Below are 26,051 nucleotides of genomic sequence, written 5' to 3'. Positions count from 1 at the left end.
ATGGGCACCGCGGTCGCGCCGCTCGTCACGGCTTCGGGAGCCGCGCCCGCCTGCACGGTGGAGTGCTCAGGGCACGCCCTCATCTCCCGGTACGACGGCACACCCACGTCATTCGGCATAGGGCCGCGCGACCGCCTGCGCTCCCTCGACGGATAGGACACCCCGCACATGAGCCGTACCAGAACAGCAATCCTCGCGGCGATGGCGCTGGTCGCCGGCACCGCGGGCGCCGCCGTCGCGGCGATACCGTCGGACGTCGGCGTGGCCGCCGTCCCCTGCACCGTCGACTACAAGGTGCAGAACCAGTGGGACTCCGGCTTCACCGCCGCGGTCACCGTCACCAACAACAGCGCGGCCAAGTCGAGTTGGGCCGTGAAGTGGTCGTACGCCGGAAACCAGAAGGTCACCAGCGGCTGGAACGCGAAGCTCAGCCAGAGCGGCACCGCCGTCACCGCGGCCAACGAGAGCTACAACGGCACGCTGGGGACCGGGAGTTCGGTCAGCTTCGGCTTCAACGGCACCTACAGCGGCACCAACGCGCTGCCCACCACGTTCACCCTCGACGGAGTGACCTGCAACGTCGACGACGGTGGCAGCGGCCCCGGACCCACGGACCCACCGGGCCCGGGCACCAAGGTCGACAACCCGTACGCGGGCGCCAAGGTGTATGTGAACCCGGAGTGGAAGGCGAAGGCCACCGCGGAGACCGGTGGCAGCCGGATCGCCAACCAGCCGACGGGCGTGTGGCTCGACCGGATCGCCGCCATCAACGGCGTGAACGGCGGCATGGGCCTGCGCGCCCACCTGGACGCGGCGCTGGCGCAGAAGGGGTCCGACGAACTGGTCGTCCAGCTGGTCATCTACAACCTGCCGGGCCGTGACTGCGCGGCCCTCGCCTCCAACGGCGAACTCGGCGCGACGGAGATCGACAAGTACAAGACCCAGTACATCGACCCGATCGCGGCGATCCTCGCCGACAGCAAGTACGCGGGTCTGCGGATCGTCACGACCGTCGAGATCGACTCGCTGCCGAACCTCGTCACGAACGTCTCGCCGCGTGCCACCGCCACCGCCAACTGCGACACGATGAAGGCGAACGGCAACTACGTCAAGGGCGTCGGCTACGCGCTGAACAAGCTCGGCGACGCGCCCAACGTCTACAACTACGTGGACGCCGGACACCACGGCTGGCTCGGCTGGGACGACAACTTCGCGCCCTCCGCCGCCCTCTTCAAGGAGGCGGCCACCGCCGAGGGCGCGACTGTCGCCGATGTGCACGGCTTCATCGTGAACACCGCCAACTACAGCGCCCTCAAGGAAGCCCACTTCACGATCAACGACTCCGTGGGCGGCGCGTCGGTCCGTACGTCGAAGTGGATCGACTGGAACCGCTACGTCGACGAGCAGTCGTACGCGCAGGCCATGCGCACCCAGCTGGTCTCGATCGGCTTCCCGTCCGGGCTCGGCATGCTGATCGACACCTCCCGCAACGGCTGGGGCGGCACGGCACGGCCCACCGGTCCCGGGGCGACGACCAACGTCGACACCTACGTCGACGGAGGCCGCTACGACCGGCGCATCAACACCGGCAACTGGTGCAACCAGTCGGGCGCCGGCCTCGGCGAACGCCCGCAGGCCTCACCGGCGACCGGCATCGACGCGTACGTGTGGATGAAGCCGCCGGGTGAGTCGGACGGGTCGAGCACCGCCATCCCGAACGACGAGGGCAAGGGCTTCGACCGGATGTGCGACCCGACGTACACCGGCAACCCGCGGAACAACAACAACATGTCGGGCGCGCTGGCGAACGCGCCGCTGTCCGGGCACTGGTTCTCGGCGCAGTTCCAGGAGCTCATGAAGAACGCGTATCCGGCACTGTGACCTTCCGCTGAGCGCGGGGTCACGTTGCGCAGTTCCCCGCGCCCCTTTCGGGGCGTGGGGAACTCTTTGCTGTTTCGGCAAGGTGAGTGGCTGTTTTGGGGAGGTGGTAGCACGCTGTCCGTATCCCGGACGAGAGGCTTGGAACCATGGCACACGACCACGGTCACCACGGTCACCACGACGAACACGGCGACGAACACCGCGACGAACACGGCCACACCCACATCGACTTCGCCGAGATGCTGCCGATGCTGGAGCAGGAGGCCGAGTTGTTCACGCCGCTCTACGCGGAGGCGGCGGGCTGGCTGCGGGAGTGGCAGCCGGAACCCGAGATGATCGTGGACGCGGGCAGCGGCCCCGGTGTCATCTCCTGTCTGCTCGCCGACACGTTTCCCAAGGCACGGGTCGTCGCCGTGGACGGCGCCGGGCCCCTCCTGGAGGCGGCCCTCGCCCGCGCCGCCCGCCTTGGGATCGCCGACCGCTTCGGCACGCTGGAGGCCGAACTCGGCAACGGGCTCGGAGACTTGGAGTACCCGGCCGATCTTCTCTGGGCCAGCCGGTCGCTGCACCACGTCGGCGACCAGCGGGCCGCCCTCGCCGGGTTCGCCGACCGGCTCGCGCCCGGCGGGATCGTCGCCCTGCTGGAGGGCGGCCTTCCCTCGCGCTACCTTCCGCGCGACATCGGCATCGGCCGGCCCGGTCTGCAGCCCCGGCTGGACGCGGTCGAGCAGGAGTGGTTCACGCGGATGCGGCGCGAGCTGCCGGGCGCGGCCGAGGAGACCGAGGACTGGGCCGGCCTGCTGACGGCCGTCGGGCTGCGGCATGCGGCGACCCGTACGTTCCTGCTCGATCTGCCCGCGCCCCTGTCGGAGGAGGGCCGCGCCTTCGTCGCGACCAGCCTCGGCCATCGCCGGACCGGGCTCGCGGAGAGCCTGGAGGCCGATGACCTCGCTCTGCTCGACCGGCTTCTCGACGCGGACGACAAGGCGAGCGTGTTCCAGCGGTCGGATGTGTTCGTGCTGGCCGCGATGACTGTGTATGTCGGGGTGAAGGGGTCTCCAACTGTTGGGGGTTTCGCTTAAGCCGACTGGTTGATGCTGTTTCGTGCCATCGGTACGGATCCTCAGGATCTTCCACTGTTTTCATCCCGTCCGGTTGTGGTTTCCGATGTTCTTGAGAGACGCGGGTGTTCCCCCTCCCCGCCCCTCTCTCGCCCTTGGTCTCGTCGGATGGCGGACTCGTACGGGGAGCGGGTGGCGGGGGTGGGCAGGGTGATGGCGACGGCCACGTGTACCGCTTTCCGCGGCGTCCTGGAAACCACCGGTGAGCGGGTCGTCCAGCGTGTCCTGCTGGAACGGGTGGGTTTTCTCGCCCGGTTGAGCCGGGAGTTGACCGGTGCTCTGGTGGCTTCCCGGTGGGATGAGGCCTCTCTGGACTTGTTGGCCGCCGGGGTGGATGAGCGGGGCGAGGTGTTGCCGTCCAAGGGCTGGATGGCACTGCGCCGCCTCGGCTGGCCGCAGGCTGTCACGCCCCTGACGGGGGTGTATGTGTCGGACCGGGTGCGCCGGGGTGTGGAGGAGTACGCGGCGCGCACGCTGCGGCTGGCCCTGCACCGGCGCGGCATCGTGGCGGCGGTCCTGGCCACCTGGCCCGCCGATCCGCACCGGCGTACCGAGGCGGAGTGGACCGCGTTGCGGAAGCTGCTGCCTGCCGGGGTGAACGGTGCGGAGATCCGTAACCGCACCCGGCAGGTCCGCGCGTACCTGTCCGAGCACGGGTGCCTGCCTGCCGGGTTGTGTGTGCTGGAGGGCCCGCCGCAGGTGGCCGGGCTGGTGCTCCTGGCCGCGATGGACCGCCAGCAGGTCACCCTGGCCAGGGTGGATGCGGCCACCGCCCGGCTGAGGGTCAAGCTCCCCCTGTGCGCGGTTCCTGCCACGGGCCGGGAGTGGGCCTGGCACGTGATCGACATCCGGCTGCCCGCCACCATCACACCGGACGCGGTGCTGCACACCCCGACCCTGCGCCCCACCCCGGCCGGGCGGATCGCCGTCGACCTGTCACACTCCCGGCCCGCCCCGACCACCAAAGCGACGGGCCATACGGTGGCCCTCGGCTTCGACTGGGGGGTGCTTCTATCTGTTCAGTCAAGGTCTGTGGGCTTGGTCAGGCTGTTTGTTCGTGCCCGGGCTGGTAGAGGGTGCGGTGTTTGAGCATGGCGTGCAGGACGTCGACGCGGCGGCGGGTGAGGCAGATGAGGGCTGCGTTGTGGCGCTTCTTCTCCGCCCGTTTCCTGTCGTAGTAGGCCCGCGATTCTGGGCTGCTCAGCGAGGCGAACGAGGCGAGGAACAGGGCCCGTTTGAGCATCTTGTTGCCGCCGCGGGGTGGTCCTTCGCCCCGGATGGAGGTTTCCGAACGGCGCGTGGTGGGGGTCAGTCCCGCGTAGGAGGCCAGGTGGGCGGCGGTGGGGAACGCGCCGGCGTCGCCCACCTCGGCCAGGATGCGGGCACCGGTCCTGACCGCGACCCCGGGCATGGAGGTCAGGACCTTCGCGAGAGGGTGTGCCCCCAGCAGTGCGGCGATGCGAGTCTCCAGAATGTCCCGGCGCCTGAGGAGGACCGCGAGGGCCTCGGCCAGGCCGGAGACGATCTCGCCTGCCGAGGCGGTGCCGGGGACCTGCACCGTCTGCTCGGCCAGGGCGGTGGTGATCTGGTCGGCCAGGGTGCGGGCGCTGCGCATCCGCGGTGCGGCCTGGAGCATGACCTGCGCGATCTGCTCGGTGCCGGCCTGGGCCAGCTGGGCCGGGGAGCCGAAGGTCTGCAGCAGGGCCAGAACGGCCGGGTGCCGCAGGCGCGGCCCCAGGACGCGTTCGAGGGCGGGGTGGATGGAAGTCAGCAGTCCGCGCAGCCGGTTGGAAGTGCGGGTGGCGTCCTGGGCGAGGTCGTCGTCGTGGCCCAGGACCATGGTCAGTTCGGCCCGCACGCTCTCCCCGACGTCGAGGGAGTGAAGCAGGTGGGGCAGGGTGCGGGCGGCATCGGCGATAACGTAGGCATCGCGGGCGTCAGTCTTGCCGCTGCCGGGGTGCAGATCGGCCAGCCGGCGCATCGACAGGCCCGGCAGATAGGCAACCTCGCACCCGCACGCGCGGGCGACGGTCACCGCCAGGGTGCCGATGGAGGCCGGCTGGTCGACCACGACGAGGACCTTCCCCTTGCGCTTGAGGCGGTTGAACAGCTCCCGCAGCTGGGGCTCGCCGTTGGGCAGCGGCTTGTCGAAAGCCGTGCGGCCATCACGCAGCAGGGCCGTGCCGTGGTGGGCGGACTTGCCCACGTCCAAGGCGCAGAACACATCGATCAACGTGAAGTCGTTGCTGGTCACCGGGCTTTCCCTCCCCGGAGTCGCCACCGGTGGCCCACCCGGGCACCGGAGATCGGCAGCCACATTACGCAGCCCTGCCTGTCGGCGGACACGCTTCCATCAGCGACCATCCAGTGCCGCCGGGACCGGTGACAGCACCCCCCGGATCATCAAGGACAGGGGCAAAGAGTCATACCGGCCCCGAAGGCCACGAACCCGAACCGGGCTCTACGAAGAAGGTAATGGGCAACACCCTTCTCACCGGCGCACTGGGCCGCCTGACCGGGAAAGGGCAGGGTGAGCGCGTACTCACCGACGGGCGTCCGCTGGTCTTCGACGCCACCGCGGTGAGCGCTGTCCTGCACCGGCTGCGCACCCTGCGCGAGCACCTCGCCGTCAAGCGCGATCACTGCCAGGCCCTCGCGGACGGGCTCGGCTCCCCGCACCTGGCCTGGGGCGAACACGTCGCACGGGCCGGGGTGCTGGCGGTGGAGCATGGGCGGGTGTGTGCCCGGATCCGGCACCTGAATACCGCGCTGGCCCGGGCGGCCGCCCGCTGGGCCGTCGACCAAGCGGCCGCGCTCGGCGCGAGCGTCATCTGCCTGGAGGACCTGGCCACACTGGAGGCCCGCGGCCACCGCAGGGGCAACGCCCGGCTGTCCGGACAGGTCCGCGGCACCGTGGCCGAGGCGATCCGCCACCTGGCCGCGAAGGCGGGGATCGCGGTGGTCACCGTCCCGGCCCGGGGCACCTCCAAACGCTGCCCCGGCTGCCTCGGCACGCTCACTCATCATCCGGCCCCCGACCGGCTGTCCGAGCGGGGCTGGAAGTGGGCGCACTGTGCGGGGTGCGGGCTGTCGATGGACCGCGACCTTGCCGCCGCCCGCCGGATCGTCTCCCGCGGCCTCCTCGCCCAGACCCACACCGTCACCGACCGCGCCACCGGCATCCGGGCCATCCGCACCACGGTGGAGGGCACCGTGGCCCTGGTCCGCCGTCCGAAGAAGACCACCCGCCGCCTGCGCCGCAGGCGCCACGCCCAGAGCGCCCCACCCCGCCCGGCCGGGCCGAAGACCACCAAGGGCACGGGGCACCCCACCCCCACCAGGCCGAGCGGCCCCCGGCACCGGCGTGCCCTGCGCACTGCCGCAGAACAGGCCCCGGCCCAGGCCCCGGGCTCAGAGATTTCCCGCCGTATGCCCGATGTGCGTACGGTCCCCGCCACCACCCCCACCGGGGTGGTTCAGCGTCCGGCGGGGCATGACACCACGACACCAGCCCCCTCCGGGCCGGTGCCAGGTCATGGAGTACCCGCACCCCACCGGACCGAAGACCACGTTCCTCGGTCCGGCCGGGTACGGCTCTCACACAGAACCTGTCGACGGCGCACCCGCGCCGCCGAGCGGACCGGCTTCCACCACCTGCGCACCACCGAAGTCCACCCCCTCACCCCGAGGTTCGGACCACAACACGGTGACCGCACACGGCTACGCCGCGCCCGAAAAGCCTGGAAACCACAGGCACACACAGAGTTCTAGAGACGCTTAGCGCTTGCCGCCGGGACCGTTCGTCGGTTGTGGGTTCGTGGGCGCCGGTCACGCCCACGCGGCGGAGCCGCACATCGCCACAGCCCCGGGCCCCTCACGGGGACCTGCCCCTCAGCACTCGCCCGGGCGGGCGTACACCGTCACCCGGGCTCCGTGAGCCTTGCGTGTGGCGCACTCCTCGAAGTGGGCCTTGAGTACGTTCCGCTTGATCGCCTCCCCTGCGAAGGCGTCCAGTGGTTGGCCCGCGGGGTCGCGGACCGTGACGATCCTCGGGGTGGCGAGCATGCGGGCGCGGATGTCGGAGGGGGGCACCTCTGTGCCGTACAAGGTGTGGGAGGCGTGGGGACCGCGGGCGAGTGCGAGGTCGCGGAGGCCTGCGACGGACTGCGGATACGGCAGGGACCACACGCGGCGGCGCAGCGGCATGTAGAGGATGCCGTCGCCGGGTTCGCCCATCTCCTGGACCGTGCGGGCGATGGCCGTGACGTCGTCGACGCGGCTTGCGGTGTCGCGCAGGTGCAGGGTGCCGGGGATCAGGGCGAGGACCGTCGCCGCCGCCGCGACCCGTACCCGGCCCAGCCTGCCGAACCGGTGGAGCGCGGCGCCGACCAGTAGGGCGAGCCCCGCGTTGCCGTAGAGGACATAGCGGTCCACGTACAGGGGCTGGAACACGGACACCAGCATGAGCAGGGCCGCCGGTGCGACGAGGAGGGCGAGCGCGAGTGTCCTCAAGTCCACGGTCCGGCCTGTGCCCCGAGGGAGGACGCGTGCGCAGGCCAGGCCGAGGGCTGCCACGGCCGCGAACGTGACGTACGAGACGGTGTCGAAGCCGATCCACCCGACCTGCTGCGACTGGCCGGTGCTGAGAATCGCGACGGGGGCGAGCCCGAGGACCACGGAGGCGGCGGTGACCGCCCAGCCGCGCCGGTCCGCGCTCGGGACGGCGCACACGTGCGCGGCCAGGGCGAGGACCGCGAACTCGTGCAGCAGACAGGCCGCGAGCATCAGCGTGCCGTAACCGACCCAGACCATCGCGTTCCGTGTGGCCACCGCCCGGACCAGCGCATACGTGGCCCACACGACCAGCGCGCACACGACCGCGTAGGAACGGCCCTCCTGCGCGTACTCCTGCACAGGCGGCAGCAGGGCGAAGACGAAGCCCGCCAGAAGGCCCGCGCGGGGGCCCGCCAGCCCGTGCCCGAGCCGGATCACGCCCGCCGTGGCCGCCGCCGTGGCGAGCACCGACGGCAGTCGCATGACAAGGAGCGGGTCGGCGCCGCCGAACACGGCGTACAGGGCGTGCATGAGGAGGTAGTACGTCCCGTGCACGGCGTCCGCGTTGCCGAGCGTGGCCCACAGGTCGGGCAGACTCCGGTGCGCCATGTCGTACGTGACCGCCTCGTCCCGCCACAGCGAGCCGCCCCGGCGGACACCCCACAGACCGAGGGCGAGGGTGAGGAGGACCGGCAGCAACATGAGGAGCGGGCCGGGGCGACCTGTGACGGCACCCGGGAGGCGCGCGATGGCTGTGGGGGCCGGACGGAGGGACTGCGCGGTGGCGATGACGGGCTCCCGTACGTGGGTGTCGTCCGCGGGGTGACGACGGAGGGACTCGGAGATATCGAGTCCAGCCGCCGGAGGATTGATGCGCAGGCCCGTTCCGGGCGCCAATCAATCGGATTCCGGCGTCCCCGGGCGTGGCCGGACGCCGGTCGGCACGGTTGCGGGGCTTGCTACCGTGCCGTGGGAAACGGTTGCGTCTGGGGGACGGGGGAGACGCCTGTGGGACGCCGAGAGAAACCGCTCGACCCGGCCGCCGGGCCTGTGCAGCGCTTCGCGCACGCACTGCGCAAGCTCCGGGACGAGGCGGGCGGTCCCACTTACCGGGACATGGCCCGGGAGGTTCCCTATTCGGCACCGACGCTCTCCGCCGCGGCGGCCGGCGAGCGGCTGCCCTCGCTGTCTGTGCTCCTCGCCTACGTCACCGCGTGCGGCGGCGATCCGCACGAGTGGGAGCGCCGGTGGGCCGAGGCGCTGGCCGAGGCGGCCGACGACCGGGCACCGCAGGACGGCGACTCGCCGTATCCGGGGCTCGCCCGCTTCGAGGCCGACGATCGGTACGCGTTCCACGGGCGTGACGAGCTGGTCGCGGAACTCATCGAGCTGACTGGCAGACGACGGATCCTGGCCGTCATCGGTGCCTCCGGCAGCGGTAAATCCTCTCTGCTGCGCGCCGGACTGATACCCGCGCTGCGGGCATCCGGCGAGGGGCTCGACGCCATCCGGATCCTCACTCCCGGAGACCGCCCGGCCCGCACCCACCGCGACCTCTTCGTTCCGCGAGCCACCGACGGGAACGGGAGCAGGAACGGGAACGGGAGTGGGGAGAGCGGTGAGGGTGGGGGTAGGAAGGGAGCCGGGGGCAGGGAGAAGACCGGGGACACGCTGCTCGTCGTCGACCAGTTCGAGGAGGTGTTCTCGCTCTGCCACGACCCGGCCGAGCGGGCCACGTTCCTCGACCAGCTGCTCGCCGCACGCGACCCGGACAGCCGGCTCCGTGTGATCCTGGCCGTCCGTGCCGACTTCTACGGCCGCTGCGCCGAGCACGGCCCGCTCGCCGAGGCGCTGTCCGACGCGAACCTCCTTGTCGGCCCCATGCAGCCGGACCGCCTGCGCGAGGCGATCGTCCGGCCCGCCACCATCGCCCGGCTCGTCGTCGAGCGGGCCCTGACCGCCCGGATCGTGGCCGACGTAGGCGGCGAACCGGGCGGTCTGCCACTGATGGCGCACGCCCTGCACGAGGTGTGGCGGCGACGTTCGGGCAAGACGCTCACCGAGGCCGCGTACGACGCGATCGGAGGCGTACGCGGGGCCGTCGCGCACACGGCGGAGGAGGTGCACGGCACGTTCACCCCCGCCGAAGTCGCCGCCACCCGGGCGCTGTTGCTGCGCATGGTGTCGCCGGGCGACGGCACCTCCGACACCCGGCGTCCGGTCGACCGTGCCGAACTCGCCGCCGACGCCGCCACGGAGCGGGTGCTCGAACGTCTCGTCCGTGCCCGCCTGTTGACGGTCGACGGCACGGTCGTCGACCTCGCCCACGAGGCGCTCATCGACGGCTGGCCACGGCTGAAGGGCTGGATCGACGAGGACCGGGAGCGGCTGCGGCTGCACCGGCGGCTGACCGAGTCGGCCAACGCCTGGGCCGAACTCGCCCGCGACCCTGGCGCGTTGTACCGCGGCACCCGGCTCACCGCGGCCCGCGAGAGCTTCACCGACCCCTCGTGCCTGAGCCCGCTGGAGCGCGACTTCCTGACCGCGAGCATCGAGTCGTACGAGCGCGGGGCGCGCGCGGCCACACGTACCACCCGACGGCTGCGCACCCTCACAGCCGCGCTGGCGGCGCTGCTGTGCGTCGCCGTCGTGGCGGGCCTGTCCGCCTGGCGGCAGAGCGGCACGAACGCCCGGCAGCGCGACGAGGCCGAGGCCCGCCGGATCGCCGATGTGGCGAGGGAGTTGCGCACGTCCGACCCGCGTACCGCGATGCGGCTGTCCGTGGCGGCCTGGCGGATCGCGGATCTGCCCGAGACCCGGGCGGCCGTGCGGGCGGCCGCGGGGCGGCGTGAACAGACGGCGTACACCCCGCCCGACGGGTTGTCCCTGAACGCGCCGTCGTGGCTGAGCGGGGACGGCCGATCGCTGACCACGGTGTCGCACGACCGTGTCACGCAGTGGGACGTCCGCGCGGAGCGCGAGGTCCGGTCCGTGAAGGTGCCGGGGATCTCCGAGGGCGTCACGGATGTCTCCGGGGACGGACGGTGGATCGCGTACCACAGCGAAGGAGGGGTCACCGTACGGGACTTGACGAGCCGGACGACGCGGCACCTCCTGGTCGGTGACCGACGTGACGACGACGGGGCGTTCTCGCCGAGCGGTCGTCTGTTCGTCGACAAACGGCACATGGGTGAGGATCGCGCACGGATCCAGGTGTGGGACGTACGGCGGCAGAAGCGCGTCTTCACGTACGGGCGCGCGGAGGACGGCGGCCAGATGCCGGTGGTGAGCCCGGACGACCGGCTGGTCGCCTGGTGCATCCGACCTGAGGCCAGGCTGGAGATCCACGACCTCGCCACCGGCCGCCGTTTGGCGCCCAATTGGCCGCCCGCCATGGGGCAACGCCTCTGCGGATCCGGTGGGGACGAGTTCGACTTCACACCCGACGGCCGGGCCGTCGCCGTCGTGAACACGGACGGTGTCCACACCTGGGACTTCCGTGCGGGGCGTGAGCGTGCGGCCCTGCCGTTGAACGGAGTCGGTCAGACGGCCGTGCGCTTCGACAGCACGGGCGACTACGCCCTGACCTGGTCCGGCGGTCTCTTCGCGGTCTGGCGCACGGACAGTCCTGACCGACCGCTCATCACCTTTCCCGTCCCCAACCGCACGGTGAGCGAGTACCGGTTGGACATTGCGGACGCGGTGCTGCGCTACCGCGAGGGCGGCCGGACGAACAGCGTTCGCACGTTCTCGCTCGACGGGCTCGTCGGCGATATGAGATGGCGTCAGCGGGCGCTCACGCACGTGGTGTTCGACCAGGACGGGAGGACGGTCCGGTCCCCGGGGCCGGCGCGCATGACCCGTACCGTGGCCAGGGACGGCACGCTCTTCACCGCCGTCACCACGGACAGTGGTGTCGAGGTCCGGCGCGGAGGCGACCGGCCCAGGAGCTGGATGGTGGGAACGCCGCAGATGAGCGCGGTCGCCATCGCTCCCACCGGACGCACCGTCCTTGAGGTGCAGGGCCAACTGATCGATGTGTCAACGGGTCGTAGGAGCAAGGCCGTTCGGGGTGAGGACCTGGTGGAGGCGGCGGCCTTCAGCCCCGACGGGCGCTACCTGGCTGTCGCCGTCGGCAACGGGCGGATCTCCTTGTGGGACGCACGTGGGCAGCGCCGGATCGCCGTGCTGGTCGACACCGACGACGCCATGTCGCCCCCGGTGCTCGCCTTCTCCGCCGACGGCTCGCTGCTCGCGGTGGGCGACGAGGGCGGCTCCGTACGCGTCTGGGAGACCGCGGCGCCCCGTCTGTCGCCCGCGTTGGTACAGGTGGGGGACGGTCCGCTGCTCGCGGTCGGATTCACCCCGGACAACCGGGAGTTGAGGGTGGCCACACCGCATCTGCCCCAGCGGGGGTACGCGCTGGCACCGGAGAGCGCCGCCACGACCGTCTGCGCTCGGGCGGGCGGCGGCGTGAGCGAGGAGCAGTGGCGTGCGTATCTGCCCGCGGTGTCCTATCGGGGCACGTGCTGAGGGCGACGCGCCGCCGATTTGTGCTGACGAGGGACTGCGTCGCGACGTGTTGACATCGAGTGCTCTCCAAGTGATGGACTCCGGGCACTTCGTGACGGACACGACACGGACACGGCTTGGGGGAACGTATGACTGACTCACCAGTGGCGCTGATCACCGGCGGCGGCAGTGGGATCGGCGCGGCGGTGGCGCGGCAGCTGCTCGACGCCGGGCACCGGGTGACGGTGACCGGGCGCGGGGAGGAGCGGCTGCGCGGGTTCGCCGAACAACTCGGCAAGCCCGAGGGGCTGTTGACGATCAGGGGTGACGCGGCCGACTACGACCACGTCCAGGCGGCCGTCGAGGCGACGGTGAAGGAGTTCGGACGGCTCGACACCGTCGTCGCCAACGCCGGGTACGCCACGCACGACACCGTCGCCGAGGGCGATCCGGCCGGGTGGCGGGACATGTTGCTGACCAATGTGCTCGGCCCCGCGCTGCTCATCCGGGCGTCGATCGACCAGTTGAAGGAGACCAAGGGGAGGATCGTGCTCGTCGGCAGCGTCGCGGGCCACATCCACGGGCCCGGCAACATCTACGGGGCGACGAAGTGGGCCGTGACCGGGCTCGCCGAGAACACCCGGCGGCAGGTCACCGAGTACGGCGTGGGCGTGACCCTGATCTCGCCCGGCCGGGTGGAGACACCGTTCTGGGACAGCTACGGCAGCCTGCCGCCCGGGCATCTGCTCACCTCGGACCAGCTCGCGGAGTCGGTCGTCTGGGCGATCCGGCAGCCGAGCGGGGTGGATGTGAACACCGTCGTGATACGGCCGATCGGCCAGCCGGTCTGAGTCGGTCTGAGTCGGGGGACAGCTGAGGCCGGTCCGGCCGCGGCAGGATCCGCGGCCGGACCGGCCTCAGCCGGTTCGCCGGCTCGTCGGCTTACCGGTACGCCGGCTCGCCGGTACGTCAGTGCGCCGGTTCGTCGCTTCTCGGGCGTTCTTTTCTCAGTTGTTCTCCAGGAACCGCTCCGCCAGCGCCTCGCCGAGGGACGTCGCCGCTTCCTGGTCCTCGATGGGGGAGACCCGGGAGTCGGTGAAGACGATGTACGTCACTCCCGAGGCCGCGCCGCCGGTCGCCGGGTCGGGATTGATGCCGAGAGCGCGCGCGGTGGCGTACGAGGCCTCGCCAATGATCTTCGTGGGGCCGGTGTCACCGACGACCGCGTACTTGACCTCGTCGCCGTGGATCACCGCCGCCACGCTGCCGCCCCTGATGCCGGAGCTCGCGTAGTTCCAGATGCCGCTGGGGCCGGGCACCACGATGTAGGGGAGATCCTCGGAGTTCAGCGGTCTGCCGTCGGACTGGTGGAACGCCGTCTGGTCCTGGAACCACGGATCGGTGCGCTTGTTGCACTCGGTGGTGACCTGGCCGTCGCAGTCGATGTCCATGTCGGCCTTCCAGTAGACCGCGCCGTTCGTGCCGCACACCGGGACGGTGGCCGGTGCCCCCACGTCGAGGCTGTACTTGCCGTTCGAGATCTGCGAGCAGGACGTCATCTCGGCGAGCAGGTCGGAGGCGGTGACCGTACCCTCTCGAGCCTGTACGGGGGCGGCGCCCGCCGGGAGGGCCGCGGCGGCGAGGAGCGCGGTGCCGGCGGCTGCGGCGGCGAGGGTCAGTGTTCGAGTGCGCACTGTGGGAGGACCCTTCTGGGCCTTGGGGACGTCACGCGGCGGGGCGACGTGCATCCGACGTGTAGGGGGACATCGATGAGGACGAGGGGGCATCGACCGGGCATGACGGGGGGCATCGACCGGGCATATGTGTGTTCGCTGAACGGGTACTCGGGCGAGCCTGACCGATGCCCCTCGCATCGGCGAGGATGCCGCGCCTTGTCTCACCCGCCCGCCGCATCCACGACACCGTGTCGGCAGAGCCCCTCGCCCGACCGTGAGCCGTGGTTCAGGAGACCGGGATACCGGGGAGACCGGGAGGCCTCGAACACATGACGAAGCCGCCGCCCGAGCGTGTCGGGCGACGGCTTCCGGTGTCGCGGGTCGTACGTCCGTACATCCGTCCGTACATCTGTCCGTCCGTACGTATGTCCGTCCTACGGTCAGTCGTTGACCTTCGTCGGGTCGGAGCCGACCCGGCGGTCCTCGTTGAGTGCGCTGATCGCGGCGATGTCCTCGGTGTCGAGGGAGAAGTCGAAGACGTCGATGTTCTCCTTGATCCGGGACGGGGTCACGGACTTGGGGATCACCACGTTCCCGACCTGGATGTGCCAGCGCAGGACGATCTGGGCCGGCGTGCGGTTGTGCTTCTGGGCGATGGCCACGATGGCCGGGACCTCCAGCAGGCCCTTGCCCGAACCGAGCGGGGACCAGGCCTCCGTGGCGATGCCCTGCTCCGCGTGGTACTCGCGGGACGCGTGCTGCTGGAGGTGCGGGTGCAGCTCGATCTGGTTGACGGCCGGAATGACGGACGTCGCGGCGATCAGCTTCTCCAGGTGCTCCGGAAGGAAGTTGGAGACACCGATCGACTTGACGCGGCCGTCCGCGTGGAGCTTCTCGAAGGCCTTGTACGTGTCGATGTACTTCTCCTTGGCCGGCATCGGCCAGTGGATGAGGTACAGGTCGACGTAGTCGAGGCCCAGCTTGTCCAGGGACGCGTCGAAGGCGCGCAGCGTCGAGTCGTATCCCTGCTCGGCGTTCCAGAGCTTGGTGGTGACGAAGAGATCCTTGCGGGCGACGCCGGAGGCGGCGAGGCCCCTGCCGGTGCCCTTTTCGTTGCCGTAGATCGCCGCGGTGTCGATGCTGCGGTACCCGGCCTCCAGCGCGGTGGCGACGGCCCGCTCCGCCTCGTCGTCCGGCACCTGCCAGACCCCGAAGCCCAGCTGGGGCATCTCGACGCCGTTGTTCAGGATGATCGGGGGGACCTTGCTCACGAGCTCTCGATCCTTCAGTCGTCGGGTGGTACTCCCATCGTCAACGATCACGGGCCGCCATGCATTCCTGTCCTGTTTTTCGGTCCCGTGCGTGCGTCGAGCGAGTTGGAGATTGGCCGGAAACCTACCCGGGTTCACTGGTCCGAACCATTGACCGCGTCCTGCCATTACAGAGACTCTTTTGCATGTTGGTGAACGGGGTGCACGTATGTGAACTCAGGAGCTCGTCTACGAGAATGAGAGACCGATGACCCCCACACGAAGGAACCTGCTCGGCGCGGCACTCGGCGGCGTGGCCGCGGCGGCCGTCGGTTCACCCGCCCTCGCGGCGACCGCCGCGTCCTGGCAGCTGAAGTGGTCACCGTCGGCGCGCACCGACGGGCTCGGCGCCTTCGAGACCCTGGAGGACGACCGCGCGGACTCGCACCCCGCGGCCTCCCCGCACATCTTCGCCACGGGCGACAACTGGCGCTTCAACATGCACACCGTCGACCGCGACACGTCGACGGACCGCCAGCGGCACGAGGTCACCGGCCTGCGCAACGGCTCCGGGAGCAACTACCTCAAGTGGACGGAGGGCCAGACCTGGCGGGTGACGTACTCGATGTACATCCCCAGCTCCCTGAAGGCGACCACCACGTTCACCCACATCATGCAGATGAAGCAGCCCGGCGCCGGCAGCTCCCCGATCGTCGTGCAGTCGCTCCGGCGGGTGGACGGTGTGCAGACCATCGAGCTGAAGCTGTTCGAGCAGGACATCCTCGTCGGCCGTACGAACCTGGAGCCCCTGCACAACAAATGGATCGACGTCGACTTCCAGATCAAGGTCGGCAACGGCTCGGCCGGTTCGGTCCGCTGGATCGTGAAGAACGGCTCGACGACGGTCGTCGACGCGTCACGGACGGGCGTGGACACGTTTCTGGCCGACCGCGTACGCCCCAAGTGGGGCATCTACCGCTCCCTCGGCGACACCTCGGGCTCGCTCCAGGACTGTTATCTGCTGCTCTCGAACATGCGGGGGTACCAGCTGGTCTGAGCCCGCCCCTTCCTGCCGTCAGTCCGCGGTCGTGCCCAGGTACGCGTCCCGCACCCGCCGGTCGGCGTGGACCTCGGCGGGGGTGCCCTCGGCGAGGACGCGGCCCAGGTCGAGTACGACGATCCGGGCGGACAGTTCCATGACGAAGGCGACGTTGTGCTCGACGAGGAGGACGGCACAGCCCTCCTCCTCGGAGAGCCGGCGGATGACGGACGACAGGTGACGACGTTCGTCGGCGGTCATCCCGGACGCGGGCTCGTCCAGCAGCAGCACCCTGGGCGGGTCCGCGACCGCCCGCGCCAGTTCGACCATGCGGGCCCTGCCCACCGGCAGGGCACCGGCGTAGGTCTCACCGAGGTCGTCGAGCCCGCAGGTGCGCAGGACGCCGGCAGCCCGGGCCCGGCGGTCCCGCTCGTACGTACGCCGCGTCGGGGACGCCAGCAGATCGGCCGCGAGCCCGCCTCCGCCGCCGCGCCACTCCTGGGCCACCACCAGGTTGTCGGCCACGGTGAGCTGGCCGAACAACTGCTGCCGCTGGAAGGTGCGGCGCATCCCGCGACGCGCGCGCCATACGGGGGAGCGGCGGGTGACGTCCGTTCCGTCGAGACGGACGCGGCCCACGTCCGGGCGCCGGATGCCGGAGAGCACGTCGAAGAGGGTCGTCTTTCCGGCACCGTTGGGGCCGATGAGCCCGCAGATCTCCCCGGGACGGAGGGCCAGGCTCACGTCGTCGAGCGCCCGGACACCGCCGAAGCGGACGCCGATGCCGGTGGCCTGGAGGGCGGGGGGCACGGGATGCTCGGGGGCGCTGCTCATGGACGGACCCCTCCCCGGGTCTGGGACGGGACCGTCGGATTCACGGGGGACGTGGGGCCCGGCTCGGCACCGGGACCGGGGCTGGGGTCGGCTCCGGCCTCGGAACCCGCGGCGGGACCGGCTTCGGGATCCGTATCCGCTTCGGGCCCGGCCGCCAGGCCCAGGTACGCCTCCGTCAGCCGGGCCGTCTCCACGGACGCCCGGGGGCCGCACCACGTCACCCGCCCCTGCGCGAGGTACGCGACCGTGTCCGCGACGCCCAGTGCCTCGGTCGCCTTCTCCTCGACGAGGAGCAACGCCGTTCCGGTGTCGCGGAGTTCGGTGAGGAGGCGGAACACCTCCTCGACGATGCGCGGGGCGAGGCCGAGGGACGGTTCGTCCGCGATCAGGACCTTCGGGGGGCGCTGGAGAAGCGGGGCGAGGGCGAGCATCTGCTGTTCGCCGCCGGAGAGGGAGCCGGCGGGCACGCCACGGCGTCCGGCGAGGCCGGGGAACCGCTCGTACACGGCCTCGCGCTGGTCCTTCTCCCTCAGGTACAGGGCGAGGTTCTCCTCGATGGTGAGCGCCGGGAAGATGCCCCGGCCCTCCGGTGCCAGGACCACCCCGGCGCGCGACCGGCGTACGGCTCCCTCGCGGGTGGCGTCGCGACCGGCCACGTACACCCGGCCGCCGAGCGGACCGACCAGGCCCGCCGCGACACGGCACGTCGTCGATTTTCCGGCCCCGTTCGGGCCGAGGAGCGCGACGATCTCGCCGGGGTGCACGGCGAGATCCACCCCGTGCAGGACGGGCGTGCCGTCGTATCCGGCGCGGACGGCGCGGAGTTGGAGGGCGGGCGCCGGTTCGGTGGGGGAGGTGGGCGCCGCCGGCGGGGCGCCGGTTTCGGTGACGCCGGCTGGGCCCCCCTTCGGCTCCGCCCTCGTACCCATCGATGTCTCTGCCCCGGCCGGCCCTCCACGCCCCAACCGCCTCCGATGCACCCGCACCGACACCGCCGCGCAGTACCCGTCCGGGTCGTTCGCCAGTGCCAGGCCCGCGAGGCCGAAGAGGATCACCGGGAGGTGGACGGACTCGGTGACGTAGTCGGAGACGAGGTGCGGTACGAGGGCGTAGACGAGCCCGGCCACGACCGCGAACTGGGGGCGGCGCAGGCCCGCCGCGACGACCACCGCGAGCCAGATCAGTCCCGTCATCGCGGTGAAGTCGGTAGCGGTGACACGGGTGTTGTAGGACGCGTACATCACGCCGCCGAAGCCCGCGAGCCCGGCCGACAGAGTGAACAGGACCAGCTTGGTGCGGACGACCGACACCCCGGAGGCCATCGCCGCCGCGGGCGCCGAGCGCACCGCGAGCATGGCCCGCCCGGACGGTGAACCGCGCAGCGCGCTGAGCGCGGCGACGGCGGCGGTGACCAGTATGAGCAATGCGACGCCGAACGCCCGGTCGTCGTTCAGGTCCACCGGACCGAAGACCGGCCGGGGGATCGACCATCCGGTGTCACCGTTCCTCAACCAGCCCATCTGGAAAAGGACTTGGTCCGCCAGGAAGGCCAGCGCGAGGGTCGCGAGGGCGAGTGAACGGCCGCCCAGCCGCAGTGCCGGAAGCGCCACCAGGGCACCGAGTACGGCCGCCGCGCACGTCCCCACGGCGGCCGCGGCCACGAACGGCCAGCCATGACTCATCAGCAGCCCCGCCACCAGCGCCGCCCCGGTCACGAAGGTCGCCTGCGCCAGCGACACCATCGCGCCGAGCCCCGTCACCACCGTGAAGGAGACGAACACCAGGGACAGGGCGAGCCCTTGGGCGAGGATGCCGCTCCAGAAGGGGGTCGTCACCGTGTAGAAGGCCACGGCGAGCAGCACGGCGGCCACCGCCCACGGTCCCCACCGCCTCAGCCGGGACCGGCCCGCCAGATAGTCGACCGGCGGCGCGTCCACGGCCGCCGTCCCCGCCGTACGGCTGCGCCTGGTCAGCAGAAGCAGGCCGGCGAAGAGGATCAGGAACGGTACGGCGGTACGGAATCCGGTGATCCGCTCGGCGAAACCCGCGTACCCGGCGACCAGGTTCTGCAGCACCCCGAGCCCGAGCCCGCCCGCGAACGCAAGCGGGATGGAGACGAAGCGGCCGAGCACCGCCGCCGTCGCCGAGACGAAGAGGAAGAGCGTGAAGTCGTGGGCCGACAGGCCGAGCAGAGGGGTGGCCAGGACGCCCGCCAGACCCGCGAGCCCCGACGACAGCATCCACGCGATCGAAGACAGCCGGTCCGCGCTCAGCCCGCGCAGCTCCACCAGCGAACGGTCGTCGACGGCCGCCCGGAGCTTCAGCCCCAGCGGGGTGTGCCGCATCAGGACCCACAGGCCGACCGCCACCACCGCCGTCGCCACCCAGGTGATCAGCTGGTCCGAGTCGATGCCCACGCCGTCCGCGAGCTGCCAGGACTTGGCGGGACTCGGTCCGACACCGGGCAGCCCGAACTGGTTCTCGGCCGGTTTCACCGACGTGCCCGCGTCCTCCAGCAGCTCGACGATCCACAGCCCGAGCGCGGGCAGCGCCACCAACAGCCCGATGGTGGCGACGATCTGGGCCGTCTCACCGACCCGCGCCAGCTTGCGGAACATCAGCCGGTCGAGACCCCAGCCCAGCGCGGGTGCCGCCACACAGACCAGCAGCACGGCCGTCGGCACGGCGGGCCAGCCGAAGCCCGAGTGCAGCTCGTAGAAGGCGAGCGCGCACAGGTAGGCGGTCGCGCCGTGCGCGAAGTTGAAGAGGCCCGAGGCCGAGTAGGAGAGCACGAGACCGGTGGCGAGCAGCGCGTACAGCGCACCCGACACCAGTCCGCTCAGTACGAATCCGAGAAGGTCCGCCATGCCGAGTCCCCAAATCCCCAAAACTCCAGGTCGTCAAGTCGCCTTCGGCCGCGCCCACTTGCCTACTTGAAGGGGATCGGCGGATAGCACTCGAAGGGCGACGAGACGGTGTACTTCCCGTCCTTGAGCTGGACGAGCGCCCCACAGCCGAACGACTCCCGCTGCCCCTTGGGCTCCGCCCGGTCGCCGACCATCGTGCCGGTGTCCGTGAACCCGTCCGCCGCCTTCTGGAAGGACGCCACCGTCAGGTCCTTGCCGGCCTTCTCGGCGATGGCGAGGAAGAGATCGGCCGACATATAGCCGGTCATCATGTGCATGTTCAGGGGTACGTCCTTGCCGGCCGCCTTCGTGATGTCCTTCCTGAACTGCGTCATCGCCGCGCTGTCCTGCTCGAACGGCTGGAACGACAGCAGGACATGGACCCCGTCGAGCGCCTTCTTCGTCGCACTCTTGGCGAGCAGCCCGGGGTCGTAGTCGGTCGGATCGGTGAGCACACCGGTGTACCCCGCGCGCTTGATCGCCGTGAACAGGCCGATGTTGTACGGGGTCTGCATCACCGAGACGACCGCGTCCGGGGCCTTGCCGCCGTTGCTCCGCAGGATCTCCTTCGTGTACGCCGACCAGTCGTTCGGCACCGAGGTGGCGGGCACCGACGGCTTGGCGAAGGTCACCTTGAATCCGGCCGACGTGAAGCTCTGCTTGTACGTGCGGATGGCGAACGTCCCGGCGTCACTGTCGTTGGCGAGGATCGCCACGCTCTTGCCCGCCGAGCCGCCCAGCACCTTCTTCAGACCCTCGGGCCAGGTCTGCGAGATGGTGCCGCCGGGCATCGGGACCATGCAGCCGCCGAAACCGTAGATGTACGTGGGCCCGCAGAACGACGGCAGCGTGCCCCAGCCGAAGGTGGGCACCTTCTGCTTCTGCAGGAAGTCCGCGCCGGAGAAGGTCGTCGAGCTCATCGGCGCGATCGCGAACACCTTGTCCTGCTGGACGAGTTTGCGGGCCGCCGTGAGGTTCTTGGCCGGATCCTGGCCGTCGTCCTCGGCGCCCAGGTAGTCGATCTTCCGTCCGTTCACACCGCCTTCGGCGTTCGCGCGGTCGAAGCGGGCCCTGGCCCCGAGGTCGGTGTCCTTCTTCGAGTACCCGCTGGCGGTGGTCATCGAGACGATGCCGCCCACCTTGACGGAGGTGTCGGAGACTCCGCGTACGGAATCCTCGGCCTCCGAACTTCCTGTGGTGGACGCCGAGTTGCAGGCGCTCACCAGGAGCAGGGCGGTTGCGGCCGCAGCGGCGGCGATGGTTCGGATCGGTCGCGACACGGTCGGATCCCCCTCCGTCGGGTGACCGAAATGATCCGTGCGATCTGACGATGCGTCAATATCTGACGCATCGGTATGTGATGAACCGTCAGAGATGGGTTGTGAGTCGACTGCGGACCGGTTGTGGCCGGTCGCGCCCCGCGGCGGAGCCGCACGATGTCACAGCCCCGCGCCCCTCAGGGGGCGCGCTACGCGCGATAGAGGGCTTCGACCTCTGCCCCGTACGCGTTCTCGATCGCCTTGCGCTTCAGCTTCAGGGAGGGCGTCAGCAGGCCGTGTTCCTCGGTGAACTGGTGGGCCAGTATCCGGAACGTGCGGATCGACTCGGCCTGGGAGACGAGGGTGTTCGCGGCGACCACGGCGCGGCGCACCTCGGTCTCCAGGTCGGGGTCCCGGACCAGCTCCGACGCGGTCAGCTGGGGCTTGTCCCGCATCTGCAGCCAGTGTTCGACGGCCTCCCCGTCGAGCGTGACGAGCGCCGCGATGTACGGCCGGTCGTTGCCGACGACGATGCACTGCGCGACCAGCGGATGATCGCGCACCCGCTCCTCCAGGATCCCCGGCGAGACGCTCTTGCCGCCCGAGGTCACCAGGATCTCCTTCTTGCGCCCGGTGATGGTGAGATAGCCGTCCTCGTCGAGCGCTCCCAGGTCACCGGTGGCGAGCCACCCGTCGTGCAGGGCCGCGTCGGTGGCCTTCTGGTCGTTGAGGTAGCCCTGGAAGATGTTGGCGCCGCTCAGCCAGATCTCGCCGTCGTCCGCGATGTGCACGGTCGTGCCCGGGATGGGCTGGCCGACGGTGCCGTACCGGGTGCGCTCGGGCGGGTTGGCGGTGGCGGCGGCGGTGGACTCGGTGAGCCCGTAACCCTCGTAGATCTGCACTCCGGCGCCCGCGAAGAACAGCCCGAGCCGCCGGTCCATCGCCGAGCCGCCGGACATCGCGTGCTTGATGCGACCGCCCATCGCGGCACGGATCTTGGAGTAGACGAGCTTGTCGAAGAGCTGGTGCTGCATGCGGAGTGCCGCCGAGGGCCCGGGGCCGATGCCCCACGCCTTCGCCTCCGCCGCGTCCGCGTAGCGCACGGCGACCTCGACGGCCTTCTCGAACGGGCCCGCCCTGCCCTCCCGCTCCGCCTTCCTGCGCGCCGCGTTGAAGACCTTCTCGAAGATGTACGGCACCGCGAGGAAGAACGTCGGCTGGAAAGCGGCCAGATCAGGCAGCAGGGCCGCCGCGTTGAGCTGCGGCTGATGGCCGAACTTGACCCGCCCGCGGATCGCCGCGACCTGCACCATCCGCCCGAAGACGTGCGCGAGCGGCAGGAACAGCAGGGTGGCCGCCTGGTCGCCGCGCTTGGAGTGGAACAGCGGCTCCCAGCGCTCGGTGACCGTGTCCGACTCGAACATGAAGTTCGCGTGCGAGAGGACACAGCCCTTGGGGCGGCCGGTCGTTCCGGACGTGTAGATGATCGTCGCCGTCGACTCCGGCGTGACCGCACGCCGGTGCCGGTGCACCACCTCGTCGTCGATGTGCCCGCCGGCCTCGTACAGCTCCTGCACCGCGCCCGTGTCCAACTGCCACAGCTTGTGCAGTGTCGGCAGCCGGTCGATGACCGTGGCGATGGTCATCGCGTGGTCCTCGTGCTCCACCATCGCGGCCGACACCTGCGCGTCGTGCAGCATCCAGAAGACCTGCTCGGCGGACGAGGTGGGGTAGATGGGCACGACCTGCGCGCCGATCGACCACAGCGCGAAGTCGAAGAGAGTCCACTCGTAGCGCGTGCGGGACATGATCGCGACCCGGTCGCCGAACCGGATGCCGTGCGCCAGCAGACCCTTGGCCAGTGCCAGGACCTCGTCCCGGAACTCGGCGGAGGTCACATCGCGCCACTGGCCCTCGTCGTCCTTGCGGCCGAGTGCGATGTGGAGCGGATCCTCCTGGGCATGTTCGAACACGGCATCGGCCAGACCGCCCACCGGCGGTGCCGACGCCAGGGGAGAGTTGGTGAACTCGCGCAATCCCCGCTCCTTGTGGTGCTCGCAGCGCCGTGAAAGCTACCCCACCACGCTCCTCGGCGGGAGGGGCGCCGAATCGGTGTGAGGGCGGGTGTACGCACTGGTCAACCGTTGAAATACGGCCACAAGGGTGCTGGCCGGGACAGAATCCTTACTCTTCCGTAAGTTTCGGACCCGTAATCTCCACGGAATCTGTACGACCCGCTTACCGGTGCGCTGCCGTGGCCCCCGCACCCCTGAAGGCGCCCCTTCGGGGCCGCCCCAGGGGCGTCGGGCCGGGTCAGGGGCGCGGTGCCGGGACCCTGTCCGCCGGGGCCGGGCTGTCCAGTGATGGTCCCTGGTGCGGGCGAGGCGCGCGCACCAGGGCCAGGACCAGGGCACCTGCGAGCGTTCCCGTCACGCCCGCCACCACGGCGGCCGTGTTCAGGCCGGAGGCGAAGGCCGCGTGCAGGGTGTGCGAGGAGAAGCTCGCCCGGAGGGCCTCCGCGCCGCCGCCCGCGAGGGTGTGGGCGGCCTCGTGCGGGAGGGTGTCCCGCATCCGGGACGTGAGGACCGTGCCGAAGACGGCGACTCCGAGCGCGTACCCGAGCTGCCGGGAGGTGTTGACCGCGCCGCCCGCCATGCCCGCGCGTTCGGGCCGCACGGTGGCCAGCGCGGCGCCCGCGAGCGTCGGCGCCACCAGACCCGTACCGAGGCCCACCAGGACCAGACCCGGCACGAGCACCGTCCAGGTGGTGCCCGTGTCGAGCACGGCCTGGCAGAACATGCCCGCCCCGATCAGCAACAGCCCGCCGCCCACGGTGAGCCGCGCCGGGACCCCGTGCAGCAGCCGCCCGACCAGCACGGACGCCACGACCGAAGCTCCCGTCATGGGCAGCAGCACGAGCCCGCCCCGCACCGGGCTCATCCCCTGCAGCGTCTGCAGCCAGATCGAGAGATACGGGATGACACCGAACGCCGCCGCGTTGAAGGCCAGCGCGCCCAGCATCACGCCCACGAACGCCGGCCGGCGCAGCAGCGCGAGATCGAGCAGCGGATGGGCCGCCAGCCGCTCGACGAGCACGAAGCCGAGCAGCGAGAGCGCCGCGAGCCCGTACGACACGAGGGTGGGCGTCGACGTCCAGCCGTCCGACCCGGCCCGCACCGTCGCGTACGTCGTCGCCCCCGCGAAGCACGCGAACGTCGCCGTACCCGCCCAGTCCACCCGCATCTCCCGCGGGCCGCGCGACTCGGGCACCACCCGCAGGGTCAGCCACACCGAGGCCACGCTCACCGGCAGGTTGACGAAGAAGATCCACCGCCAGCCGGGTCCCTCGGCGAGCAGGCCGCCGACCAGTGGCCCGATCGCGGCCGCGGACCCGCTCACCGCGCCCCATACACCGAGCGCGGCCGACCGCTGCCGTCCCTGGTACACCGAGCCAAGCAGCGGCAGCGTCGTCGCGAACATCGCGGCCGCGCCCACCCCCTGCACCCCGCGCGCCGCCACCAGCATCCCGGGCCCGGACGCGAGCCCGCACCACAGCGAGGCCGCCGCGAACAGCACGACACCCGCCACATGCACCCGGCGCCGGCCCAGCACGTCGGCCGCCGCGCCCGCCGCGAGCAACAGCGCGGCCAGCGCGAGCGCGTACCCGTCGACGACCCACTGCAGATCGCTCAGCGAGGCGCCCAGCGCCCGCGCGATGTCGGGCAGCGCCACGATCACGATCGTCACGTCCAGCAGCAGCATGAACGTGCCCAGACAGACCGCCGTGAGCGGTCCCCATGTACGCATCCTCAACAACTCCTCGTCCCTCGGCACGCGGCCCCGCGGCACGCATGAGGCGTGCCCGGCCGTCCGTGCTCACCGTCCGTGCCTCGTACGATGAGGTGCCGCCGGACGAATCAGGTGATCGGCGACGGAATGACGCCAGGAACCGACATGAAGGAGCGGTATCCCGATGGATTCCACCGTAGCCGACGCTCTCGACGTGGAACTCCTCCACGCCCTGGAACTGGACGGACGTGCCCCCTTCAGCCGGATCGCCACGGTCCTCGGGGTCTCGGACCAGACCGTGGCCCGCCGCTACCGCAGACTCCTCACCGAGGGCGGCCTGCGGGTCGTCGCCGTCCGCAACAACCGCAGACTCGGCCGGGACGACTGGATGCTCCGGCTGCGCTGCGCGCCGGACGCCGCGGAGACCATCGCCAACGCGCTGGCCCGGCGGCCCGACACGGCCTGGATCGGTCTCACCTCGGGCGGTACGGAGATCGTCTGCATGACCCGGCCGCGCACGGCGGGCGACCAGGACGACCTGCTGCTCGGCAAGCTGCCGCGGACGCCGCACATCCTGGAGATCCGGGCCTTCCAGATGCTGCACACCTTCTTCGGCGGGCCGGTGGGCTGGCTCGTCAAGCACGGGCCGCTCACCGAGGAGCAGGTCGCCGCGTTGCGCCGGGCGCCGGTCCCGGACACCGGGCCCGCCCGGATCACCGCCGAGGACGAGCCGCTGGTCGCCGCCCTCGAACGGGACGGCCGTGCCACGTATCCGGAGTTGCAGCGGGCCACCGGCCGGTCGGAGTCCGCCGTCAAGCGGCGGCTCGGTCAACTGCTCGGTTCCGGGGCGCTGTTCATCGACATCGAGTACGACTCGGCGCTCATCGGGTTCGCCGTCGGGGCGATCCTGTGGATCACGACGGCGCCGGACGCGTTGGAGGCGGTGGGAAGCGCGATGGCCGCGCACCCGGAGGTGGCCCACGCGGGGGCGACCTCCGGGCCGTCCAACCTGGTGGCGACCGTCGTGGCCCGTGACACCGCCGAGTTGTACGCGTACGTGAGCGGGAAGCTCGGGCGGCTCGACGGCGTGCAGCATGTCGAGACCTCGCCGTTCCTGCGGCGGGTGAAGCAGCTGACGTATCAAGTGCCGTTGCGGTAACGCTCCGAGGGGAGGTCGTGTGTCCGCCGCGGGTGGGCGGAGGCCGGGCACGCCCACGGGGCGGAGCCGCA

Annotated in this window: 18 protein-coding genes; 9 read left to right on the top strand and 9 right to left on the bottom strand. The window is 71.0% G+C overall.

Going from position 1 to position 26,051, the window contains the following annotated elements:
* The 4 genes from ACH4YP_RS03985 (at position 1) to ACH4YP_RS03970 (ending at position 4,091) form a co-directional block, all read left to right on the top strand.
* Positions 1-156, top strand: coding sequence for a hypothetical protein (locus ACH4YP_RS03985; RefSeq protein WP_398489229.1), 156 nt, complete (start codon positions 1-3; stop codon positions 154-156).
* Positions 157-168: 12 nt separating this feature from the next.
* Positions 169-1,881: a glycoside hydrolase family 6 protein gene (locus tag ACH4YP_RS03980; RefSeq protein ID WP_361064539.1), complete on the top strand. Its 1,713-nt coding sequence runs from the start codon at positions 169-171 to the stop codon at positions 1,879-1,881.
* A 146-nt stretch (positions 1,882-2,027) separates the two neighbouring features.
* Positions 2,028-2,963, top strand: coding sequence for a class I SAM-dependent methyltransferase (locus ACH4YP_RS03975; RefSeq protein ID WP_398489227.1), 936 nt, complete (start codon positions 2,028-2,030; stop codon positions 2,961-2,963).
* Positions 2,964-3,110: 147 nt separating this feature from the next.
* Positions 3,111-4,091 carry a hypothetical protein gene (locus ACH4YP_RS03970; RefSeq protein ID WP_398489225.1) on the top strand — a complete coding sequence of 327 codons (981 nt, stop codon included), beginning with the start codon at positions 3,111-3,113 and terminating at the stop codon, positions 4,089-4,091.
* Here ACH4YP_RS03970 and ACH4YP_RS03965 read toward each other — a convergent pair.
* Positions 4,045-5,256, bottom strand: a complete 1,212-nt coding sequence (locus ACH4YP_RS03965) for an IS110 family transposase (RefSeq protein ID WP_398489224.1) — start codon at positions 5,254-5,256, stop codon at positions 4,045-4,047. The two genes, ACH4YP_RS03970 and ACH4YP_RS03965, sit on opposite strands and share 47 nt — an antisense overlap.
* Positions 5,257-5,477: 221 nt before the next feature.
* Here ACH4YP_RS03965 and ACH4YP_RS03960 point away from each other — a divergent pair, with 221 nt between their 5' ends.
* The gene (locus ACH4YP_RS03960; RefSeq protein WP_398489223.1) at positions 5,478-6,773 is read left to right on the top strand and encodes a zinc ribbon domain-containing protein; all 1,296 of its coding nucleotides are present in this window, start codon (positions 5,478-5,480) and stop codon (positions 6,771-6,773) included.
* Positions 6,774-6,893: 120 nt separating this feature from the next.
* Here the strand turns inward: ACH4YP_RS03960 and ACH4YP_RS03955 are convergent, their stop codons facing one another.
* Positions 6,894-8,453: a hypothetical protein gene (locus ACH4YP_RS03955; RefSeq protein ID WP_398489222.1), complete on the bottom strand. Its 1,560-nt coding sequence runs from the start codon at positions 8,451-8,453 to the stop codon at positions 6,894-6,896.
* A gap of 111 nt (positions 8,454-8,564) precedes the next feature.
* On the opposite strand from ACH4YP_RS03955, the gene ACH4YP_RS03950 reads away from it, so the two are divergent.
* Positions 8,565-12,089, top strand: coding sequence for a hypothetical protein (locus ACH4YP_RS03950; RefSeq protein ID WP_398489221.1), 3,525 nt, complete (start codon positions 8,565-8,567; stop codon positions 12,087-12,089).
* Between the two features lie 128 nt (positions 12,090-12,217).
* A complete protein-coding gene (locus ACH4YP_RS03945) occupies positions 12,218-12,919 on the top strand; it encodes an SDR family oxidoreductase (protein WP_398489220.1) in 702 nt (233 codons plus the stop codon).
* A 156-nt stretch (positions 12,920-13,075) separates the two neighbouring features.
* On the opposite strand, the gene ACH4YP_RS03940 is transcribed toward ACH4YP_RS03945, so the two are convergent.
* Both ACH4YP_RS03940 and ACH4YP_RS03935 read right to left on the bottom strand, forming a co-directional pair.
* A complete protein-coding gene (locus ACH4YP_RS03940) occupies positions 13,076-13,762 on the bottom strand; it encodes a glycoside hydrolase family 75 protein (protein ID WP_361060679.1) in 687 nt (228 codons plus the stop codon).
* Between the two features lie 422 nt (positions 13,763-14,184).
* Positions 14,185-14,973, bottom strand: coding sequence for an aldo/keto reductase (locus ACH4YP_RS03935; RefSeq protein ID WP_361060756.1), 789 nt, complete (start codon positions 14,971-14,973; stop codon positions 14,185-14,187).
* A gap of 289 nt (positions 14,974-15,262) precedes the next feature.
* On the opposite strand from ACH4YP_RS03935, the gene ACH4YP_RS03930 reads away from it, so the two are divergent.
* Positions 15,263-16,051: a Tat pathway signal sequence domain protein gene (locus ACH4YP_RS03930; RefSeq protein WP_361060681.1), complete on the top strand. Its 789-nt coding sequence runs from the start codon at positions 15,263-15,265 to the stop codon at positions 16,049-16,051.
* Positions 16,052-16,069: 18 nt separating this feature from the next.
* Here ACH4YP_RS03930 and ACH4YP_RS03925 read toward each other — a convergent pair whose 3' ends face one another.
* The 5 genes from ACH4YP_RS03925 to ACH4YP_RS03905 form a co-directional block, all read right to left on the bottom strand.
* Positions 16,070-16,867 carry an ABC transporter ATP-binding protein gene (locus tag ACH4YP_RS03925; RefSeq protein WP_398489219.1) on the bottom strand — a complete coding sequence of 266 codons (798 nt, stop codon included), beginning with the start codon at positions 16,865-16,867 and terminating at the stop codon, positions 16,070-16,072.
* A complete protein-coding gene (locus tag ACH4YP_RS03920) occupies positions 16,864-19,734 on the bottom strand; it encodes an ATP-binding cassette domain-containing protein (protein ID WP_398489217.1) in 2,871 nt (956 codons plus the stop codon). The genes ACH4YP_RS03925 and ACH4YP_RS03920 overlap by 4 nt, the downstream gene beginning before the upstream one ends.
* A 62-nt stretch (positions 19,735-19,796) precedes the next feature.
* A complete protein-coding gene (locus ACH4YP_RS03915; RefSeq protein WP_361060687.1) occupies positions 19,797-21,053 on the bottom strand; it encodes an ABC transporter substrate-binding protein in 1,257 nt (418 codons plus the stop codon).
* A gap of 188 nt (positions 21,054-21,241) precedes the next feature.
* Complete coding sequence (locus ACH4YP_RS03910) at positions 21,242-23,068, bottom strand: AMP-dependent synthetase/ligase (protein ID WP_398489215.1); 1,827 nt, start codon at positions 23,066-23,068, stop codon at positions 21,242-21,244.
* 277 nt (positions 23,069-23,345) lie between these two features.
* Positions 23,346-24,839, bottom strand: a complete 1,494-nt coding sequence (locus tag ACH4YP_RS03905) for an MFS transporter (RefSeq protein WP_361060691.1) — start codon at positions 24,837-24,839, stop codon at positions 23,346-23,348.
* A gap of 166 nt (positions 24,840-25,005) precedes the next feature.
* On the opposite strand from ACH4YP_RS03905, the gene ACH4YP_RS03900 reads away from it, so the two are divergent.
* A complete protein-coding gene (locus ACH4YP_RS03900; RefSeq protein WP_398489213.1) occupies positions 25,006-25,980 on the top strand; it encodes an Lrp/AsnC family transcriptional regulator in 975 nt (324 codons plus the stop codon).
* The last annotated feature ends 71 nt before the right edge of the window (positions 25,981-26,051 follow it).

Source organism: Streptomyces sp. NPDC020747, assembly GCF_044334695.1.
GTDB lineage: Bacteria > Actinomycetota > Actinomycetes > Streptomycetales > Streptomycetaceae > Streptomyces.
This window is presented reverse-complemented; position numbering and strand designations above follow the sequence as displayed.

Excerpts from the sequence above, each read along its gene's own strand:
- ACH4YP_RS03905 (WP_361060691.1), bottom strand. The coding sequence starts at position 24,839 with ATGCGTACATGGGGACCGCTCACGGCGGTCTGTCTGGGCACGTTCATG.
- ACH4YP_RS03945 (WP_398489220.1), top strand. The coding sequence starts at position 12,218 with ATGACTGACTCACCAGTGGCGCTGATCACCGGCGGCGGCAGTGGGATC.
- ACH4YP_RS03920 (WP_398489217.1), bottom strand. The coding sequence starts at position 19,734 with ATGGCGGACCTTCTCGGATTCGTACTGAGCGGACTGGTGTCGGGTGCG.
- ACH4YP_RS03935 (WP_361060756.1), bottom strand. The coding sequence starts at position 14,973 with ATGCCCCAGCTGGGCTTCGGGGTCTGGCAGGTGCCGGACGACGAGGCG.
- ACH4YP_RS03970 (WP_398489225.1), top strand. The coding sequence starts at position 3,111 with ATGGCGGACTCGTACGGGGAGCGGGTGGCGGGGGTGGGCAGGGTGATG.
- ACH4YP_RS03985 (WP_398489229.1), top strand. The coding sequence starts at position 1 with ATGGGCACCGCGGTCGCGCCGCTCGTCACGGCTTCGGGAGCCGCGCCC.
- ACH4YP_RS03900 (WP_398489213.1), top strand. The coding sequence starts at position 25,006 with ATGGATTCCACCGTAGCCGACGCTCTCGACGTGGAACTCCTCCACGCC.
- ACH4YP_RS03925 (WP_398489219.1), bottom strand. The coding sequence starts at position 16,867 with ATGAGCAGCGCCCCCGAGCATCCCGTGCCCCCCGCCCTCCAGGCCACC.
- ACH4YP_RS03960 (WP_398489223.1), top strand. The coding sequence starts at position 5,478 with ATGGGCAACACCCTTCTCACCGGCGCACTGGGCCGCCTGACCGGGAAA.
- ACH4YP_RS03930 (WP_361060681.1), top strand. The coding sequence starts at position 15,263 with ATGACCCCCACACGAAGGAACCTGCTCGGCGCGGCACTCGGCGGCGTG.
- ACH4YP_RS03980 (WP_361064539.1), top strand. The coding sequence starts at position 169 with ATGAGCCGTACCAGAACAGCAATCCTCGCGGCGATGGCGCTGGTCGCC.
- ACH4YP_RS03975 (WP_398489227.1), top strand. The coding sequence starts at position 2,028 with ATGGCACACGACCACGGTCACCACGGTCACCACGACGAACACGGCGAC.